The sequence below is a fragment of the Scytonema hankhaensis NUACC26 genome, from assembly GCF_045865695.1.
Taxonomy (GTDB): Bacteria; Cyanobacteriota; Cyanobacteriia; order Cyanobacteriales; family Nostocaceae; genus Scytonema.
In genome coordinates, this window is record NZ_BAACAP010000158.1 from 22868 (window position 1) to 40850 (window position 17983).

At 42.4% G+C, this 17983-nt stretch carries 15 protein-coding genes; 11 read left to right on the forward strand and 4 right to left on the reverse strand.

The genetic code is table 11. The annotated features are described in order from the left end of the window. The first annotated feature begins 60 nt into the window (after positions 1-60). Positions 61-924, forward strand: a complete 864-nt coding sequence (locus tag ACKTT2_RS12280) for a Tab2/Atab2 family RNA-binding protein (protein ID WP_407887108.1) — start codon at positions 61-63, stop codon at positions 922-924. A gap of 123 nt (positions 925-1047) precedes the next feature. Further along, positions 1048-2361, forward strand: a complete 1314-nt coding sequence (locus ACKTT2_RS12285; RefSeq protein ID WP_407887111.1) for a TldD/PmbA family protein — start codon at positions 1048-1050, stop codon at positions 2359-2361. A gap of 184 nt (positions 2362-2545) precedes the next feature. Here ACKTT2_RS12285 and ACKTT2_RS12290 read toward each other — a convergent pair whose 3' ends face one another. Next, positions 2546-2899 (reverse strand): hypothetical protein, encoded by a 354-nt coding sequence (locus tag ACKTT2_RS12290; RefSeq protein WP_407887113.1) that lies wholly within the window; start codon positions 2897-2899, stop codon positions 2546-2548. Positions 2900-3334: 435 nt separating this feature from the next. Between ACKTT2_RS12290 and ACKTT2_RS12295 the strand changes: the two genes are divergently transcribed. The 3 genes from ACKTT2_RS12295 to ACKTT2_RS12305 all read left to right on the forward strand — a co-directional run bounded on the left by ACKTT2_RS12295 (position 3335) and on the right by ACKTT2_RS12305 (position 6800). Further along, positions 3335-3637, forward strand: coding sequence for a ribbon-helix-helix domain-containing protein (locus ACKTT2_RS12295; RefSeq protein ID WP_407887115.1), 303 nt, complete (start codon positions 3335-3337; stop codon positions 3635-3637). Further along, positions 3618-3923, forward strand: coding sequence for a type II toxin-antitoxin system RelE/ParE family toxin (locus tag ACKTT2_RS12300; protein WP_407887117.1), 306 nt, complete (start codon positions 3618-3620; stop codon positions 3921-3923). The genes ACKTT2_RS12295 and ACKTT2_RS12300 overlap by 20 nt, the downstream gene beginning before the upstream one ends. 225 nt (positions 3924-4148) lie before the next feature. Then, positions 4149-6800 carry a chloride channel protein gene (locus ACKTT2_RS12305; RefSeq protein WP_407887120.1) on the forward strand — a complete coding sequence of 884 codons (2652 nt, stop codon included), beginning with the start codon at positions 4149-4151 and terminating at the stop codon, positions 6798-6800. A 49-nt stretch (positions 6801-6849) separates the two neighbouring features. Here the strand turns inward: ACKTT2_RS12305 and ACKTT2_RS12310 are convergent, their stop codons facing one another. Together ACKTT2_RS12310 and ACKTT2_RS12315 are read right to left on the reverse strand one after the other, a co-directional pair. Next, positions 6850-7149 (reverse strand): WGxxGxxG family protein, encoded by a 300-nt coding sequence (locus ACKTT2_RS12310; RefSeq protein ID WP_407887122.1) that lies wholly within the window; start codon positions 7147-7149, stop codon positions 6850-6852. Between the two features lie 67 nt (positions 7150-7216). Beyond that, positions 7217-7366 (reverse strand): hypothetical protein, encoded by a 150-nt coding sequence (locus tag ACKTT2_RS12315; RefSeq protein WP_407887124.1) that lies wholly within the window; start codon positions 7364-7366, stop codon positions 7217-7219. A 622-nt stretch (positions 7367-7988) separates the two neighbouring features. Here ACKTT2_RS12315 and ACKTT2_RS12320 point away from each other — a divergent pair. The 3 genes from ACKTT2_RS12320 (at position 7989) to ACKTT2_RS12330 (ending at position 12989) form a co-directional block, all read left to right on the forward strand. Beyond that, positions 7989-9062 carry an RRXRR domain-containing protein gene (locus ACKTT2_RS12320; RefSeq protein WP_407887126.1) on the forward strand — a complete coding sequence of 358 codons (1074 nt, stop codon included), beginning with the start codon at positions 7989-7991 and terminating at the stop codon, positions 9060-9062. A gap of 35 nt (positions 9063-9097) precedes the next feature. Beyond that, positions 9098-9616 carry a COP23 domain-containing protein gene (locus ACKTT2_RS12325; RefSeq protein ID WP_407887128.1) on the forward strand — a complete coding sequence of 173 codons (519 nt, stop codon included), beginning with the start codon at positions 9098-9100 and terminating at the stop codon, positions 9614-9616. 115 nt (positions 9617-9731) lie between these two features. Then, a complete protein-coding gene (locus ACKTT2_RS12330; protein WP_407887130.1) occupies positions 9732-12989 on the forward strand; it encodes a tetratricopeptide repeat protein in 3258 nt (1085 codons plus the stop codon). A 78-nt stretch (positions 12990-13067) separates the two neighbouring features. Here ACKTT2_RS12330 and ACKTT2_RS12335 read toward each other — a convergent pair whose 3' ends face one another. Continuing rightward, positions 13068-15065 carry a protein kinase domain-containing protein gene (locus ACKTT2_RS12335; protein ID WP_407887132.1) on the reverse strand — a complete coding sequence of 666 codons (1998 nt, stop codon included), beginning with the start codon at positions 15063-15065 and terminating at the stop codon, positions 13068-13070. Between the two features lie 157 nt (positions 15066-15222). Here ACKTT2_RS12335 and ACKTT2_RS12340 point away from each other — a divergent pair, with 157 nt between their 5' ends. The 3 genes from ACKTT2_RS12340 to ACKTT2_RS12350 all read left to right on the forward strand — a co-directional run. Then, positions 15223-15900, forward strand: a complete 678-nt coding sequence (locus ACKTT2_RS12340; RefSeq protein ID WP_407887134.1) for a Uma2 family endonuclease — start codon at positions 15223-15225, stop codon at positions 15898-15900. Between the two features lie 201 nt (positions 15901-16101). Further along, entirely contained in the window at positions 16102-17247 is a 1146-nt protein-coding gene (locus ACKTT2_RS12345; protein WP_407887136.1) for a PepSY-associated TM helix domain-containing protein, read from the forward strand. Between the two features lie 147 nt (positions 17248-17394). Further along, on the forward strand, positions 17395-17983 hold a 589-nt coding region (locus ACKTT2_RS12350), incomplete at its 3' end, for a hypothetical protein (protein ID WP_407887138.1).

Genomic DNA, 17983 nt, shown 5'->3' on the forward strand with positions numbered 1-17983 from the left:
AGTCCCCAATCCCCCGTATCATAAAGATATAAAAAAGTAACTAAACCTAGATAGCATAACATGGGCAGTATTTGGGAACTCGATTTTTACTCACGTCCAATACTGGACGAAAATCAAAAGAAACTTTGGGAAGTGCTGATATGCGAAAGCCCTTTAGATACGCGCACTAAAGTAGATTCTGTTTTTCGCTTTACCAAGTATTGCCCTAGTACTGAGGTCAATTCAGTATGGTTACGGACAGCTATAGAAGAAGCCATTGAGAAAGCAGGTGTTTCTCCAAGGAGAATCCGCTTTTTCCGTCGCCAGATGAATAATATGATTACAAAAGCCTGCAAAGACATTGGAATTCCCTCACTACCAAGCCGCCGGACTTTGCTGTTGAATCAATGGCTGCAACAGAGGATGGAAGAAGTTTATCCCCAAGAACCAGGGTATCAAGCAGGGACTAATCCCTCAGTGCGATTGGATAATCCTTTACCGCAACGATTACCAGATGCTTTGGAAGGACAACAGTGGAACTTTGTCAACTTACAAGCTGCTGATTTTGCCGATATGCACGAGTGGGAAATTGGTTTTAGCGAAGCATTTCCTCTAGAACTCGTGCAAGTTTCCCCTGAAACTCGCATTCCCGGTATTTTAATTTTCTCACCAAGAGCATTACCCTTAGCGGCTTGGATGTCTGGTTTGGATTTGGCATGGTTGAGACTCGACAACAGCCAAGGAGCAAGATTAGTCTTAGAAACTGGTGCTACCGAAAGTTGGATTTTAGCAAATCTTAGAAACGACCAAACTCTAGCAAAAGCCAAAGATTTTGAAGCCGCAAAGCAGAAAGCTAACGGAGTGCATTTTATAGCAGTGCAGTCCAATCCGCAAGAAGAATCTTTTGCTGGATTTTGGCTTTTACAAGAGGTCAATCTGCCGTAAATTGATTAATGGTTAATGGTTAGTGGTTAGTGGTTAGTAGATAGTAGTTAGTGGTTAGTAGTTAGTGGTTAGTAGTTATTAACAACTAACCACTAACTTTTTAACAGTTCAAAAGCAAAAAACATGGAGCCTCAAAAATTACCCCAATATTCACTAGCAGAGCAATTGCTTGAACTTTCGGTAAAATCAGGAGCAGAAGCAGCCGAGGTGTATCAGTCACTTTCGCTGTCTCGACCCGTGTTTTTTGAAGCCAATCGCCTCAAGCAGTTAGAAACCAGTCAATCAGAAGGTACAGCACTGCGGTTATGGAAAAATGGGCGTCCGGGGTTAGCAGTCGCTTACGGTCTGGTGGAACCACAAGCATTGGTAGAACGTGCTTTAGCTCTGAGTCAATTAAATCCACAAGAAATAGTAGAGTTAAATGGTAACTCAAAGCCTTTCTACCCGGATTTAGGGAAAAGTATTTCTGTAGCAAAGTTGGTAGAATGGGGTAATGAAGCGATCGCACTCATTCGTGACGATTACCCAGATGTCATTTGTACTGGCGATTGGGAATGCGATGTGGAAACCATTAGGCTCATCAACACTAGAGGTTTAGATTGTCACTACACCGATACAACTCTTAGTTGCTACATTGAAGCAGAATGGGTACGTGGCGACGATTTCTTAAGCGTTGCTGATGGGGAAACGGAACGCAATTACCTACAGCCTGAAAAAGTGGCTCAGCAAATTTTACAGCGGTTGGCTTGGGCAAAAGAAAATGTCACATCTCCCAAGGGTCGTTTTCCAGTTCTCTTTACATCCAAAGCAGCAGATATGCTTTGGAGTACCATACAAGCAGCTTTAAATGGTAAAAGAGTCTTGGAAAAAGCTTCCCCTTGGTCGGGACGCATCGGAACATTAGTAACTTCTCCAACTTTAACCCTCTATCAAGACCCTCAAGCCGGACCCTACAGCTGTCCGTTTGATGATGAAGGCACTCCGACTCAGCCTTTAGTCTTTATTGAGAATGGTATTCTACAGCATTTTTACAGCGATCGCACAACTGGGCGTCAATTAGGAACTACATCAACAGGTAATAGTGTTCGCCCTGGGTTAAATAGCTACCCCACTCCTGGCTTATTCAATTTTCTCATCCAACCTGGTTCTGAAACTTTACAAGAGTTGATTCAACATTTAGATCGTGGATTGATCGTAGATCAAATGTTAGGTGGAAATGCTGAGATGTCAGGCGACTTTTCTATTAATGTCGATTTGGGCTACCTTGTCCGAGATGGTCAAGCGAGCGGACGTATTAAGGATACGATGGTAGCAGGAAATGTTTATACTGTTCTCAAACAATTAGTAAAACTAGGAAGCGATGCCGACTGGAATGGTTCTTGTTACACTCCATCTTTAATAGTAGATGGACTTTCTATTATAGGGAAACAAAATTGAATTGGTCATTGGTCATTTGTTAACTAATATATTATTAATACCAATTTAATATGAAGCTACACATTATTTTTACCCCTCCTAACCTCCCCTTTGTAAGGGGAGGAAAATAAATTTCCTGTTTCCCCCCTTTATAAGGGGGGATTAAGGGGGCTAAGGAGAGATGCCACAGATGGTGGAGTTTTTTCTATGCATCTTCATCTGAAAACGGTATAACCTCATTTCCATCTAAATCCTGATTTCGTTGTTTAAACTCATCCAACAAATTAAAGAACTTTTCAAAACCAGCCCTTTCATCGTGATAGTAAAGCATAATCATTTTTGACCAAGAGCTTACCGTTGTTATTCCTAGCTTTTTCTGTAACCAAGGCTGAAACTCTCCATAAAAATCTTCTTCCTCCTCAGTATTTTCAATTCCTAATTCACTCCTCGAACATTCATACCCAACCGAAAACATAAATAAATCGCTCACAGAAGGACGACCAATATACATACCTGGTTTTGCTTGAATTTTTCCTAAAATTTCATACACTCCGCTCATAATATTTTCTCATGGTACATTTGTCACATTCAAGATTTTTAAATTGAGAGCAAATATTGCCTAGTACCTGATAAATTTCTTCAGTTGATAACTTGCTCAATCATCTACCTTAATATTTGCTAATTATTACATACTAAACATATATTGATTATACATTTTTCAACTCTCTTCTCCAAAGCGTCTTTCGTGACGAAAAGATAACAAATAACAAATATCTGGAATTAGCAGTCAGCGGTCATTGTTATCAATTGCTGCTAAATCCGGTATTTTATCCAGCTTTTATAGTGTATCCAGCACACTGAGTCGGCGACTTAAGCAAAACTTATCAATCTACGAAAGAATGAGGGTTGTGGACGGGTTGATTGACCAGCGATCGGTGACCAGTTACCAGTTACCAGTTACCAGTTACCAGTTACCAGTACTGTGTTTTTTGCTATGATTTGGAAAAATCTTGATGCAAAAGCTATGGAAATCCCTTTGACGTCGCAAACTGAAGCAATTGTGAATCGTTATCTGGCAATGGGTTACACTTCAGCTGCATCTGTAATTGAAGATGCCTTACTTCGGATGGATAGACAAATGCAAGGGGAAACAGATTGGCTGAAAGCGGAAGTGCAGAAAGGTCTAGAAAGTGGAGATGCTGTCCCTTACGATCTTGATGCAATTGTTATGGAAGCTGATAGCGAATTTGAGGCTGGTATTTTTGACGTAAATTCTTATGCCCTCCCTCAACATTAAAATTACCCCTCTTGCAAGGAAAGATTTAAAGGAAATTCTGAAATACACACAGCGAAGATGGGGTGCAGAGCAAAAGGAAAGGTATAAAGTATTACTTGATACAGCGATTAAAAGAATTTCTGAATTTCCTACTATTGGTAAATTTCTTGAAGGTCTCCCCGAAAACTGTTTAGCATACTATACAGGGCGTCATGTAATTGTATATCTAGTACGCGAGACACACCTTGAAATTATACGCATTCTTTACGATGGCATGGATTTGAAACGGCATTTTCCCAGTGAGTAACCAGCGATCGGTGCCTAGTATGCATATCTTGTGGAACGGGCGTCCTCGCCTGTTCCATATCAGTTGCGGGCTAGAAGCCCGCACCACAAGAGATTTATTTTTATTTGAAAATATTTATGGTTTGTATAGCCGCAATGCCCAATGCCCAATAAGATTTATTTGTGGAAATAAGTTTGTTAGTAGAAAATAGGTATATTCCTAATCCTGCTTTAATTGTAAATTTTTATGTCGCCGCCTTTACTTACTAAATCCTTCCGTGCTATTTGGCAGCCAAGAAGAGGTTTAGCAATTGCAGAAGCGTCAGTTATTGGTTTGGTTGCAGCTTTATCCGCAGTATTTTTCAAAGTGGGATCGGGATGGTTGGGTACTTGGCGAGTCCACAGTTCCCATATTTTTCCTGCTTGGTTGGTCTTACCTACCATTGGTCTGACTTTTGGGTATCTTGCTGGATTACTGGTAGAAAGATTTGCACCTGAAGCATCAGGAGGTGGTATTCCTCAAGTCAAAGCGTCTCTTGCCAATGTACCAATAAGATTATCGTGGCGTGTTGCTGCAGTGAAACTTCTCAGTGCAACCATTGCTTTGGGGTCGGGTTTAACTTTGGGACGCCAAGGTCCTACGGTTCATGTTGGCGCAGCTTTGGCTGCTGGAATGAGTCGCTGGGTTCCGACTTCTCCCGATCATCGACGACAAATGATAGCAGCTGGTGCTGGTGCTGGGTTAGCAGCAGCTTTTAATGCTCCCATTGCAGGTGTGTTATTTATCGTAGAGGAATTACTCCAGGATTTATCGGGGCTGACTTTAGGAACAGCTATTATTGCCTCGTTTATTGGTGGAGTTGTCTCGCGGTTATTGGGTGGTCGAAGTTTGGAACTCAATCTAGAGTTAGCAAAATCTTCTACAAGTTTCTCTCTACCAGAAATACCTTTTTACTTGGTTCTAGGCATTTTTGCGGGATTGTTTGCTGGTTTATTTAATCGGGGACTAATTGCCAGTCTTGAAGTTTACCGTAAACTGCGTATTAGTTTACCTTTGAAAGTCGCCTTAGCTGGTTTGATATCGGGTTTAGTAGTTGCAATGCTACCCGTTCCTTTCCGGAACAATACTGGATTGCGGGAGTTTGTCATTACAGGTGAGGTAGAGCCTCTAATGGTAGTGCTAGCTTTTGTAGCCCAATTCCTCTTAACTTTAGTTGCATTTGGTTCGGGTGCGCCAGGAGGACTGTTTGCCCCAAGTCTTATTTTAGGTTCTTGTTTGGGCTATATCATTGGTGTTTGTCAGGCATACCTTTTGGCAAGAGGTGACGCAACTACTTACGCACTAGCAGGAATGGGAGCATTTTTTAGTGCTGTCTCTAAAGTCCCAATCACAGCAATTGTGATCGTGTTTGAGATGACGACAGATTTTAATCTAGTTTTGCCGTTAATGATTGGTTCGGTGACTTCCTACCTAGTGGCTGAAAAAATCTTGCCGGGATCTTTATATGACAGACTTTTACAGCTCAATGGTATCAACATTCAAAAACAAGCCCCTGTTGAAGAAGTTTTAGCAAAACTGACAGCAAAAGACGTGATGCAACAACGGGTAGAAACTCTTGAGGCAGAAATGAGTCTAGAGGAGGTGACGGAAATTTTCTCTCGTTCCCACCATAGAGGTTTTCCAGTGGTGGAAGATAGTAGGTTAGTAGGTATTATTACTCAAAGCGATTTGGCAAAAATGCGAGATAAGCCGAAGGATTCACTTCTCAAAGGGATTATGACTAGCGATCCTTTGACAGTAACTCCCATTCATAATCTTAGTAATGTACTGTACTTACTAGACCGCTACCAAATCAGTCGTTTACCAGTTGTGGAAGGGCGGAGACTCATTGGTATTATTACTCGTGCTGACATTATTCGGGCGGAAGCAAGCCATCTCAACGTCGAAAATAAGCTGTCAGGATCGCGATTGGAACCTTCTTATATTGTGTATCAAACACGATCGCCCAGTACTGGTAGAGGTAGATTATTAGTCCCAATTGCCAATCCAGAAACCGCCGGAATGCTTTTGGAAATGGCCGCCGCTATAGCCAGCGATCGCCATTATGAAATAGAATGCGTACAAGTCATGCTGGTTTCCCGTCACAGTTCTACTGCCGAAACACCTGTAAAAACAACAAAAAGTCGGCGTCTTTTGCGATTAGCAGAAGCTATGGGGAAAAAACGTAAAATTCCCATACATACGCAAATCCGGGTTGCTCACGATATAGCCCATGCAATCTTAGAGACAATTAAAGAAAGACATATCGACCTAATCCTTATGGGGTGGAAAGGTAACACTTCCACCCCAAATCGCGTTTTTGGTAATGTTGTAGACACTATAGTTCGTCAAGCAACTTGCGAAGTTATGGTGGTAAAGCTAGGAACACCTCAAGAATCTGTTGCTAACGGTCATCAACCATCTTCCCCCACTCGTAACTCCCAACTCCCAACTCCCTTTAATCGCTGGTTAGTACCAATGGCTGGCGGTCCTAATGCGTGGGTAGCGATTAAACTGCTACCTGCTTTAGTCACATTGGGGCATAACCCAAAAATTCGTTTGACACGGGTATTTAAGCCATCGGAAAAAGCACCCGATATGACAGTTTTGGAAGAAGCCATCCGCCAACTAATCCGTCGGCGCAAACTAGCAAGTACGGTAGTTGCTACCCCAGTGAAAGCTGAGTCTGTCTCTGATGGAGTGATTAACTTAGTAAAAAAGGAACGTTATGATGTTGTTGTTCTAGGTGCTTCTCGTGAAGGGATGCTACAGCATGCGATTAATGGTAATATCCCAGAAGCAATCGCTTCCGGTGTAAATATTACAGTTATTTTAGTAAGGGGCGCACTGACTAACTAAAAAAGTCATTCTGCCCCCGTACTATAATTTTACGTGGGTTGACTGATATCTAGTATCTGGTGCGATCGCTTGAGGTGGTAACGACATCGCGATTAGTGTAGCCGACAACGTCTTCTTCACTTTTGCGGTTGCGACGACCGAAAAGACCAAACAAACCAAGTAAGCCCAACAAGCCCCAATCGCCATCTTGGTAGTTTCCATCAGTTATAGGACGGTCTGTAGAGGTTTGTGTCGCAGTTCCATCTGGAGTTGTGCTTGTTTGAGCAGAAGCTGGCAAAACTGTAGGTAAGGTAGCTAAACTGATAGCGAGAGCACTCAGTCCTAACACTTGAGATAGCTTGCGTTTCACGTTTAATTCCTCAATTTAATTGTTGGATGCAATACGTATAGCTTATTAAGTTTTTTTTAACCGTAAATCAATCTCTAGCCGGAAAGCTATCTCCACTTGAAGTTGCATCTGTCACAAAAGAAATTTCTACATTCAGAATTACGACTTCTGGAATCTGACTCAGATTCGGTGACAACTTCTGCAGATACAGCTGGTCAATGGAGACGACATCCCTCATTTCTCTCGCTCCGGTGCCAAGGCTTGTGAATGCAGCACAGCAGGCTCTCTCTGCCTCCCGTACTCAACTTATCACGCGAGGCAGAGCCTGGGAATGAGGTGGCGAGTCTAACCCATCAAGAGCCAACGGTATCCGCAGAAGTTGTCACCGAATCTTGTAAAACGAATTTTGCAATCCTTTATTTTCCGATAAGTGATTGGTATAATTTGCATTCTGTATTTAAATGCTTTGTCTTGTTTCTTCTTGAATTTTTAGTATTAAAAATTACAACTTTTTTTTGTTAAATGAAGTATTAGAATGGGAGTACAGTATAATACAAGCTAGTTTTTTGATTCCCATTTGAACTTAGGATTTATCTGTGTACATAACGTAGTTAAAATCGTTTCTGAAAATTTAGGAAGCATAGTATCACTGTCACTGACCCCTGAATTCTATTCAGGGGCTTGTAAGAGGAGAACTCACCAATCTCTGAATACTCGACTAAACCAGTGTCTAGCCGTTAATACTGAACTATCTGGGTGTGGTAGCCCACAACACGTTACTGGATGCCTCCCTAGTCTGTAACCTCTGTGATAGTCAGTGGCGAAGGGATATATACACCTAGCAATAGGACTTATCGTAAATGTTTGTTCCAGTTGTAGACAGCAATAATCGACCTCTAATGCCAACAACGCCTTCGAGGGCGAAACGTTGGATCAATTCAGGCAAAGCAACACCGTTCTTTAAAAAAGGCGTGTTTTGTGTTCGACTTAACGTAGAACCTTCAGATCGAAACTATCAACCAATCGCAGTTGGTGTTGACCCAGGCAGTAAGCGTGAGGGGTTTACGGTTAAATCCAAGTCACACACCTACCTAAATGTACAAACTCATGCAGTAGATTGGGTCAAAGACCATGTAGAGACACGGCGGAATATGCGACGTGCTAGACGATTTCGTAACACTCCATGTCGTCAAAATCGCAAAAATCGGTTAGTAAACAAACAGAAATTGCCGCCATCTACAAAAGCTCGTTGGCAATGGAAACTTCGGCTTTGTAAATGGTTAGCCTCTATGTTCCCTATTACAGTTTTTATTGTTGAGGATATTAAAGCCAAAACGTGGAAGAACAGGCGTAAGTGGAATTTAATGTTTTCGTCCTTAGAAGTTGGTAAGCAGTGGTTATATTCAGAATTACAACAGATTACCAACCTAGAAACTCGTTCGGGGAACGATACCTACAATGAGCGTCAAGCGTTGGGATTGAAAAAATCCAAAAACAAGTTATCTAATAAGTTTGATGCTCATTGTGTTGACTCGTGGGTCTTGGCTAATTGGTACATTGGCGGTCACACAGTTCCCGATAACACCCGGTTGGTTGAAATTGTTCCCTTAGAGTTTCACCGCCGTCAACTGCACAGGTTACAGCATCAAACGGGAGGCGTTCGCCCTCGCTATGGCGGGACAATCAGCGCAGGCTTTAAACGTGGTGCGATAGTTAAACACCCTAAATATGGTTTTTGCTATGTTGGAGGATGGCAAGAATCGCCAACCAAAAAAGATCCAAGCAGAAAGACAATTAGTTTACACAGCTTAACCACTGGTAAGCGATTAACTCAAAACGCAAATCCTACAGATGGCAAATTTAAATCTTACGGCTCATGGCGAATTACCACGCCCGATAAATCGGGTCTTTGTCGTGTTTCCTCCGCGCTATAAATAGGCGCGGTTTCCACACTCCCAGGAGATTTTAGATGAAAGCTAAAATGTTTCCCAATATGCTAGCTGCTAGCGCTATAGCACTCAGTAGCATTGCAACAATGGCTCGACCTATCCATGCTCAAACAACAACATACTTTTGTGCGCCCAATAAGAATGGTGTCCCCACCACTTATGCCAGAACTATAACAGGGAAGAAAATTGCACTTTTTATTTGGGAGAGAACTTGGAATCAGAAATATTCTGCTAAAGCCCGTTGTGAATTGGTTTCCGCCCGATTTCAAAATGCCTCGCGAGATGGTGTACTGAATTATCTCACCATTGGATTTATGAATGGTCAACAAGTTTTGTGTGCTGCTAGCCGATATGGCGATACTTGTAGCCACTTACTTCTTACCTTAAGACCAGAGGACAATCCTAGTCGTGTTATCGAAAATCTCAGACAAATGGGATACACGGCTAGCGGTCCAATCGTGCAATCAGAAGGAGCGTCTCCCTATGTATACGTTGATGTTAACCAAATCTTGCGGGAAAAACCGGCTGATGTTGAGTAAATTATCTTAGTCTCTTAATATTATTAAATTTACGTAGTTACTAAGAAGGAAATAGGGAAATCGCGTCAAGAAACCCTATTTCCCTGAATTTTTATGAGAAACGAGGCTTAAAATTATGGGGCGCAAGCAGATAAATCATCGTTTTCTGACTTTTAGCATTTGGATAAGTACATCTTTGATGCTGTCAGTACAAGGTGGCTACCTAAGTATTGCCGTTCCCACTGTTTTTGCCGTGCAACAATCTTCTAGGTTGTCCTCAGAGCAACTGCAAAAGCTGGCTCGCTCTATCACTGTAGGTATTGCCTCTGGAGAAAGAGGGGGATCTGGAATTCTTCTTCAAAAAGAAGGGGATCTGTACACAGTTTTAACAAGTCAGCACGTTGTAGACATGGGGAAATCCCATATCATTTATACACCAGATGGTCAAAGCTATCCTGCTGAGTTGGCGAAAGGAGTGGATTACAATCATCAGGATTTAGTTTTATTACAGTTTCGTGCGAACAAACAATATACTGTAGCTCCTATAGGTAATTCATTAACTTTGAAAGAAGGAGATGAAGTCTTTTCTGCTGGTTTTCCTGTTGAAAATAATTCGTCTGCATTACAACAGTTGGTGTTTAGAACCGGACGAGTCTCTCTGCTTCTAGGGCGTCCTTTGAAAGGAGGTTACCGAGTTGGGTATACCAATGAAATTGACAAGGGTATGAGTGGAGGACCAATACTTAATAGTGCGGGTAGAGTTATTGGTATTAACGGTATCCACGCTCAACCCCTATGGGGCGATCCTTACGTATATGAAGATGGCTCTCAACCTAATGATGCTTTACGCGATCGCATGAGAAAATCGAGTTGGGGAGTACCGATTGAAACCCTAGCTCGGGTAGAACCACCTGTAATTCCACCAGAGGTATTACAAAATCAAACAACAAATGCGAGAGCAACAACCAAACCCATACCTCCTGCTACAAGTTTAGTTGACAATATTGCTAAAGAAATTACAGTGCAAATCGCTTGGGAAAATAGTCACGGAGCGGGAGTTATTGTTGCAAAAGAAGGTAACAGATACTACGTCCTCACAGCAGGTCACGTAGTTCGTAGTAGAAATGAATTAAAAGTTGTCACTTACGATGGCAAGCAATACCCTGTAGATGCTGGCGCAGTTAAAACTTGGGAAGGGACAGATATAGCTTTATTGCAGTTTATTAGTAATAATACTTATCAAGTAGGTGTCCTAGGTAATTATGACTTGGGCAATGAAGATAGAGTGGTTTTTGTCTCAGGGACACCTGTATCATCACAGAGTGGGGAACAACCAAAACGTCAGTTTAATGTGGGATTGTTGTACGGAGGAGGAATCGATCGCGTTAAAGATGCTCGTTCTTTTTCTTTTGGATATGATTTAGTTTATACCAACTCCACTGTCAAAGGCATGAGTGGTAGTCCCGTATTGGACAGCTTGGGTCGAGTCATTGGCATTCATACAGCAGCAGAAGGAGAACCAACTGTCATTAAACAGAAAACAGGTCAAGAACGGGAAATTCAATTGGGATATAGTTTGGGCGTACCCATACGCACGTTTCTAGCATTGGTACAACAGGACAAAAAACAAATTAACTTTAAAATACAAACTTCCCGACCGCCGAGATTGAGTGCTCCACAATTAGATGAAATTATTAATTCTTCTTTTAATCTAGAACTACCAGCAAGCGTAGCAGATGAATTTGAGTGGCTCAGCTATGGTAACAAACTCCTGCGATCGCAAAAATACGAAAAAGCTGTAGACGCTTTTGATAAAGCAATACGTATCAAGTCAGACTTTCATCAAGCTTGGTATGCAAAGGGAAGGGCGCAACGCTTGCAACAGAAATATAAGGAAGCATTAATATCTTTCAATCGAGCTACTTCATACAATCCTACCTACGATCCAGCATGGCGCGAACTCGGAGATACCCTTTTTACTTTAAATCGATACGAAGAAGCACGTCAAGCTTTAGAAAAAGTGGTTGAACTCAAGCCAGATGAGTTTATGGCTTACAGAGGGTTGTGTAATGTTTTAGCTGAATTGGGAAATTACACACAAGCCATTAAAGCTTGCAATCGAGCTATCAAAATTAATCCCCAACCTTTACAGTATATTCTTCGAGGCGAAATCCATAGAAATATGGGGGATACTCAAGAAGCAATTAAGGATTTCAACACGGCTTTGAACCTTCAACCTGATAACCCTTTTGCGTACAGACAGCAAGGTATTGCTATGTCTCAAGAAGGAAATTATCAAGGAGCGCTTGCAGATTTAAATAAAGCGATAAGTATTCAACCGGATAATGCTTATGCTTATGTAGATAGAGGCGCGATTTATGCTCAAATGGGCAATCAGTTAGCGTTTATAGAAGATTTTAACAAAGCTTTGAACCTCGAACCTGACTCTGCTTCTATCTATAGTAAACGAGGTCTTGCTCGTTATTATCTCCAAGATTTTAAGGGAGCTATTGAAGATTACACAACAGCCATTGGCTTTGCTCCAGAATCAGCTTATATCTATTACAAAAAGCTGGGTGATGTTAGAACAGCACAGAAAGATTTTGAGGGAGCTAGTCAAAATTATACAGAAGCAATACGCTTACAACCAAACTATGCTCCTGCTTATATTGGACGGGGAATTGTCCGTGCTAGAGTGGGAAATCAGCAAGGAATGTTTGAGGATTTTCACCAAGCTTTGAGCCTACAACCTGATAATGCTTGGTTATACAGCTACCGAGGAGATGCTCGGTTTATTTTGAAAGATTTTCAAGGAGGTATGGAGGATTATAATAAGGCGATCGCTCTGTTTCCACAGGTAGGGTATCTGTATTATACGTTGCGAGGTAATGCCCGACAGGAGCAGAAAGACTACAAAGGAGCTATCTTAGACTATGATGAAGCACTTCGTCTCAAGCCAAATTTTGCCTTAGCTTATAATAACCGGGGATTGGCAAGAGTTGCTTTGGATAAAGATGGTGCGACCGCATCTGTGCCATCAGGGTTATATATTAATCCAAAAGGAACAGTGGAAAAACCGAAAGATTACGAGCGTGCGATCGCTGATTTTACAGAAGCAATTCATTATAAGCCGGATTTTGCTCTAGCTTATAATAACCGAGGTTTTGCCCGTTATGCTCAGAAAGATTATGAAGGAGCGCTTGCTGATTATAACCAAGCAATCCGACTGCATCCTAAAAATGCTCTACTTTATATCAGCCGTGCTTTTGTGCGTCACGCCCGTAAGGATGACAAGGGAGCAATTGAGGATTTTAATCAAGCAGTTCGTTTGAAGCCAGAATTAGTTGAAGCTTATAAAGACCAAAGTTTTGCTCGTCCTGTGGAAAAAGATTAATTTTATTAACCGCAGATGCACGCAGATAAACGCAGATAAAATACAGGAACATCCGCGTGGGTCTGCGCCTATCTGCGGTTACAGTTTTACATCCCAAATATTAATACTGCCATCAGCACTACCATTAATTAAAGTTTTGTTATTTGGGCTGAAAACAACAGAAGTTACTTCTTTAGAAGGATTTTTAAATGTGCGAATTTCTCTTTTAGTTTTTATATCCCATAGTTTGATAGTGTTGTCGCTGCTACCGCTTGCTAAAGTTCTGCCATCGGAACTAAAAGCTACAGAATTGACTGAATATTTATGACCTTTAAAGGTATAAATTTCTTCTCCAGTACTTAAGTTCCACAGCTTAATAGTGTCATCAGCACTGCTGCTAGCAAGAAGTCCTCCAAATTCGCGATTGGGGGAGATTGGACTTATAACAACAGATCGAACGGGTTCGGAATGCCCTTTGAGAGTTCTAATGACTTGTTGGTTTTTGATATCCCATAGTTTGACAGTACAATCTTCACTGCCACTGGCAAGAGTTTGCCCGTCAAAGGTGAAAGCAAGGGATTTGACGGGGCTGATATGTTCTTTGAGCGTTGCAATTTCCTTTCCTGTGGCTAGTTCCCATAGTTTTATAGTGCCATCAAAACTTCCACTGGCAAGGATTTGACTGTCTGGGCTAATGGTGACTACTTCAACAGAACTGGAATGACCGTAAAGGGTACGGATTTGTTTTTTAGTTAATGGGTTCCATAGCTTGATGGTATTGTCGCCATTACCACTTGCTACAATTTGACCGTCAGGACTGATGGCAACCGAATGAACTGAGCCAGCATAACCTTCTAATGTGGCGATTTCTGTTTGAGTGGTTAAATTCCATAGTTTGACTGTTGTATCAAAACTGCTACTGGCTAGCATGGTATTCTGGGATTTATCGCTAACAGCAACAGCCGTGACTAGGTTAGAATGCCCGTTCAGGGTTTTGAGTGGGGCGGACTGACTTTCTGCTACGGGGTTAAGAAGTGAAGAATCTTTCATGTACCACATTCCTCCAAACCCTAAAAATAGAATGCTTGTCCCTAGTAAAAGACTTTTTTGCAGTAGAGATAGTTGTGGGGAGGAAGACCGAACTGATAAATGAGACGATAAATCTTGTAAAACTTCGTTTACTGATTGATACCGTTCTCTGATTTCTTTCTTCAAAAGTTTGTCGATTACCTTACCCAAACCGTTACTAATTGGGCTTTTCAAATACTGTCGCCAAGAAGTCATCCAACTATAACCATTCTCTGTCCACAAGATAGCTGGTGAAATTCCAGTCATTAAGTGAAAACAGGTAGCACCTAAACTAAATAAATCGCTAGCAGGATGGGCTTCTCCATCTTGCATTTGTTCTAGAGAACTGTAACCACGAGTACCAATTGTCGTTCCCGGTTTTGTTTTTACAGTTTCGCTAAGTTGTTTTGACGCACCAAAATCAATCAGTACGAGATCTCCTTCTATCGATCCTAAGAGGGATGACAAATTTTTTCTTTTCTGGAGATTCGTTTGAGAAAAGGGCGATCGCCGCATAATATTTTGTGGTTTAATATCCCGATGAATCACCCCATGTTCGTGAATAAACTGAAGAACGGGCAGCAAATTGAGCAAGAGTTTGCGAATAGCGATTTCACCATAAGCCCCTCTTTGTTGCAATTCTTTCAACAAATTTTGTCCATCAATAAATTCTTGAACCAGGTATAAATAGTGCGCCTCCTCAAAGTAAGCTAGTAAGGTAGGAATTTGCTGATGTTTACCCAGTTCTTGCAAGCGCTGTGCCTCTTGTTGAAATGATTCTATCGCCTTCTTAATAGCCCATGTCCCTTGTACTTTTGGTGCCAATTGCTTAACAACACACCGTTCGTTGAGTTTGTCCACATCTTCCGCTAAATAAGTTTTACCAAATCCGCCTTCATTAGAAAGGACATTGGTAACGCGATAATGACCTCGAAGAAGTGATACCAGTGGCGTGCCGCAACTCTGGCAATAATTTATCCCATCAGGATTGAGAGGATTCGGGCAATCAGGGTTTAGGCAGCAAAGCATCGTCTAGCAAGTTGACTGTGCTGCCATCTATGATATTACATTGCCAAATTTTCTTTAGTAAATTTATTTTTTGAAAAAGCGATAACCCCTACTCCCTTTTTCAAACTAGGTTAACTTAACTATAATGGAATTTTAAGCTTTCTGTTCGTGTTGTGCTATGTCTGCCGCCAAAAGCATCCCGGCATTTTCGTTGGTTAATTTGTGTCAGTGGCAAACTGCTACTTGGCAAGATTACGTAGTATTGCGCGACGCTCCAACACTTGAGAGACTAAGAATATTTTTTGACGAAGGTTGGCTTTGGGTTGATATGGGAGCAGAAGGCATTAATCATGCCAGTATTAGTGACCTTTTCACAATGCTGTTTTTTATTTGGTCTACTCAAAGACCGGATCTTGTCCTGAGTTCTTTAGGGCGTTGTCTGTTAGAAAAGTCTCCTTTAAAGGCTGCTGCGCCCGATTTAGTGCTTTACTTGGGAGAAAACTACCCCCGTTGGCAGTCAGGAGAGCCACGTCGTATCGATCTGTATCAATGGCAAACACCTAATTTAGTTGGTGAAATCTCTGACACAACCTTGGCAACAGATCTTGATGAGAAGAAGAAAATTTATGCAGATTTAGGGATTTCTGAGTATTGGGTTATGGATGTCCGGGGAGTGCGAGTGTTTGCATTTCAGTTACAAGAAAACGGTAAATATACTGAATGTACTAAATCTATAGGACTCCAAGGTTTACCTATTTCTCTATTAGACCAAGCTCTAGAGCGCATTAGGAAAGAAGCAAACACACGTGTTGCAGCTTGGTTGGCTCAACAGATTGCTTCTCTACCTACTAAGTAAGTTTAGTAAAAGCTGAGGCTATAATAATTACTAAAGGTCAAGCGTATACGAGATTATGCAAAGCTATACTCTCATACCGCCACATTTGTGTCAATAAGTAAGTTCTGATAAAATAAATTCTCATTTAGCTTTAAAATATCTTAGTCTGTTTTGCCGCTCTGTCAAGAGTGTACAGAACTCAATTGTTGACAAAGATCTACCATGAATGCTATAAAAATTCGCAATACGGCATTTCACCTGCATCGCTGGCTCGGCTTAATTGGTGGCACTCTACTCTGCATCGCTGGACTGACGGGCAGTGTGCTGGTTTTCTGGCACGAAATCGATCGCATTGTGCTGATACAACGGTTTGGTCGCATCATCCCAGCCATCAAGCGAGTTTCAATTCCCGCGATCGCAGACACTGTAAAAACCGCCTACGCTGACAAAGGCTTGACTCTCGGTGGCATCACCTTGCCAGAACACGCCGATGAACCTTATCAGGTATGGTTGACAGATGCGGCGGAGCGCTATTGGCATGTGTTTGTGAACCCGTACACGGGACAGGTGATGGGCGATCGCCAGTGGGAAACCAGTTGGATTGGCAGCATTTATAGCCTGCACTACAAACTTTTAGCAGGGGATACAGGTCAGTTGATTATGGGCATTGTTGCCTTTTTAACTCTGAGTCTTAGCATCACGGGTATTATCCTATGGCCTGGTTGGCGCAAATTGATTGCTGGATTCAAAATCAAATGGCGGAAAGCTCATATCAAACGCACGAATTTTGATATTCACAAAGTTACTGGAATTATTACCGCCGTCTTTCTTGTCCTCATTGGCTTTACAGGTTTCGCCTGGAATATTCCTCAAGCAAAAGTCACCGATACCATTTATGCCGCAACCCTGACACCAAAACCCGCAGATCCGGTTTCTATAACGATTCCGGGTCAGCAACCGTTAGCGATCGCAGACCTACTACAACGAGCCGATGCCGCCGTCCCAAATGCCACAACCACCTATGTCTCTTTTGCCAAGAAACCGGAAGAACCATTCCGGGTGGGCAAAAAGCAAGCTCAAGAAACGGGTAAATATGGGTCAACGCGAGTGTATCTCGACCAATTCACGGGTAAGGTGATTCAGCTTAATGATGGCGTTAACCCTTCTCGTGCCGAAGCCATTTTGAACCAGTTTGGCTCTGTGCATTTTGGCACCTTTGGTGGATTACCCACGCAAATTTTGTATGTGTTTGTGGGGTTAGCTCCGACTGTGCTGATGGTGACAGGCGTTGTGATGTGGTTGTACCGCCGTCGGGTGAAAACAGGCGCTCAACGAGATATCAACGTAGCGGTTGAGTTTAAGCAGTAGGGAATTGGGAAATTGGTGTAAATGTCTGTACGGATGCTTATTTCACCCCATCAATGATGGCTAAATCCGTCTAAAAATAAGTTATACTAGTAAAATTACTGAATCATGCTTCACTTGTAACCGCGTGCAGTCAAAAGAGGAGTAATAGTGGAATCAACGTTCTTGCTTCACAAGCCAGTCAGTTACGGAAGCTCCCTTGCAAACTATCTCTTCTTGACGATGCTTTTACTCCACATCATCGCAGGGGCGATCGCACCGCTCTCTGCTATTGTGTCCTTCACAGCGCGAAAGGGCAGCAAATTGCACCTGCGCTCCGGACGCTTTTTCGCTTGGTCGATGATCGTCGTGGCACTCACAGGTGTCGTGCTCGACGTGGTTCGACTCTGCTTTTTCGTGAAAGAGAACCATACAAAATACGCAGGTTATACCATGCCTAGCACCTATCCGGCACGCTTGGGCTTCCTGTTCGTGGGTCTCTGCATCCTCTACATCTTACGAGAGGTCACGCCGCCACGTGTATTCCGTCGGCAGCTCGGTGGTACGGCGGTCACGTTGGTGCCCGCCCTGCTCGTCGTGACCGGGCTAGTACTCACGCTCATCATCACCTTGCGACTCAATCCGTGGACTGGTGCGCTGTGGATGATCTGGACCTTCGTCCTCATTGTTGTCGTCGTTGCGCGAACAACCTCATCCCCAAATCATAACCGTGCGACGGCTGTGGCGCAACATCGCTTTG

Bases quoted from the DNA above. Each gene is read 5' to 3' on its own strand.
- ACKTT2_RS12280 (WP_407887108.1), top strand. From the start codon at position 61: ATGGGCAGTATTTGGGAACTCGATTTTTACTCACGTCCAATACTGGAC.
- ACKTT2_RS12285 (WP_407887111.1), top strand. From the start codon at position 1,048: ATGGAGCCTCAAAAATTACCCCAATATTCACTAGCAGAGCAATTGCTT.
- ACKTT2_RS12290 (WP_407887113.1), bottom strand. From the start codon at position 2,899: ATGAGCGGAGTGTATGAAATTTTAGGAAAAATTCAAGCAAAACCAGGT.
- ACKTT2_RS12295 (WP_407887115.1), top strand. From the start codon at position 3,335: ATGATTTGGAAAAATCTTGATGCAAAAGCTATGGAAATCCCTTTGACG.
- ACKTT2_RS12300 (WP_407887117.1), top strand. From the start codon at position 3,618: ATGCCCTCCCTCAACATTAAAATTACCCCTCTTGCAAGGAAAGATTTA.
- ACKTT2_RS12305 (WP_407887120.1), top strand. From the start codon at position 4,149: ATGTCGCCGCCTTTACTTACTAAATCCTTCCGTGCTATTTGGCAGCCA.
- ACKTT2_RS12315 (WP_407887124.1), bottom strand. From the start codon at position 7,366: ATGAGGGATGTCGTCTCCATTGACCAGCTGTATCTGCAGAAGTTGTCA.
- ACKTT2_RS12320 (WP_407887126.1), top strand. From the start codon at position 7,989: ATGTTTGTTCCAGTTGTAGACAGCAATAATCGACCTCTAATGCCAACA.
- ACKTT2_RS12325 (WP_407887128.1), top strand. From the start codon at position 9,098: ATGAAAGCTAAAATGTTTCCCAATATGCTAGCTGCTAGCGCTATAGCA.
- ACKTT2_RS12330 (WP_407887130.1), top strand. From the start codon at position 9,732: ATGGGGCGCAAGCAGATAAATCATCGTTTTCTGACTTTTAGCATTTGG.
- ACKTT2_RS12335 (WP_407887132.1), bottom strand. From the start codon at position 15,065: ATGCTTTGCTGCCTAAACCCTGATTGCCCGAATCCTCTCAATCCTGAT.
- ACKTT2_RS12340 (WP_407887134.1), top strand. From the start codon at position 15,223: ATGTCTGCCGCCAAAAGCATCCCGGCATTTTCGTTGGTTAATTTGTGT.
- ACKTT2_RS12345 (WP_407887136.1), top strand. From the start codon at position 16,102: ATGAATGCTATAAAAATTCGCAATACGGCATTTCACCTGCATCGCTGG.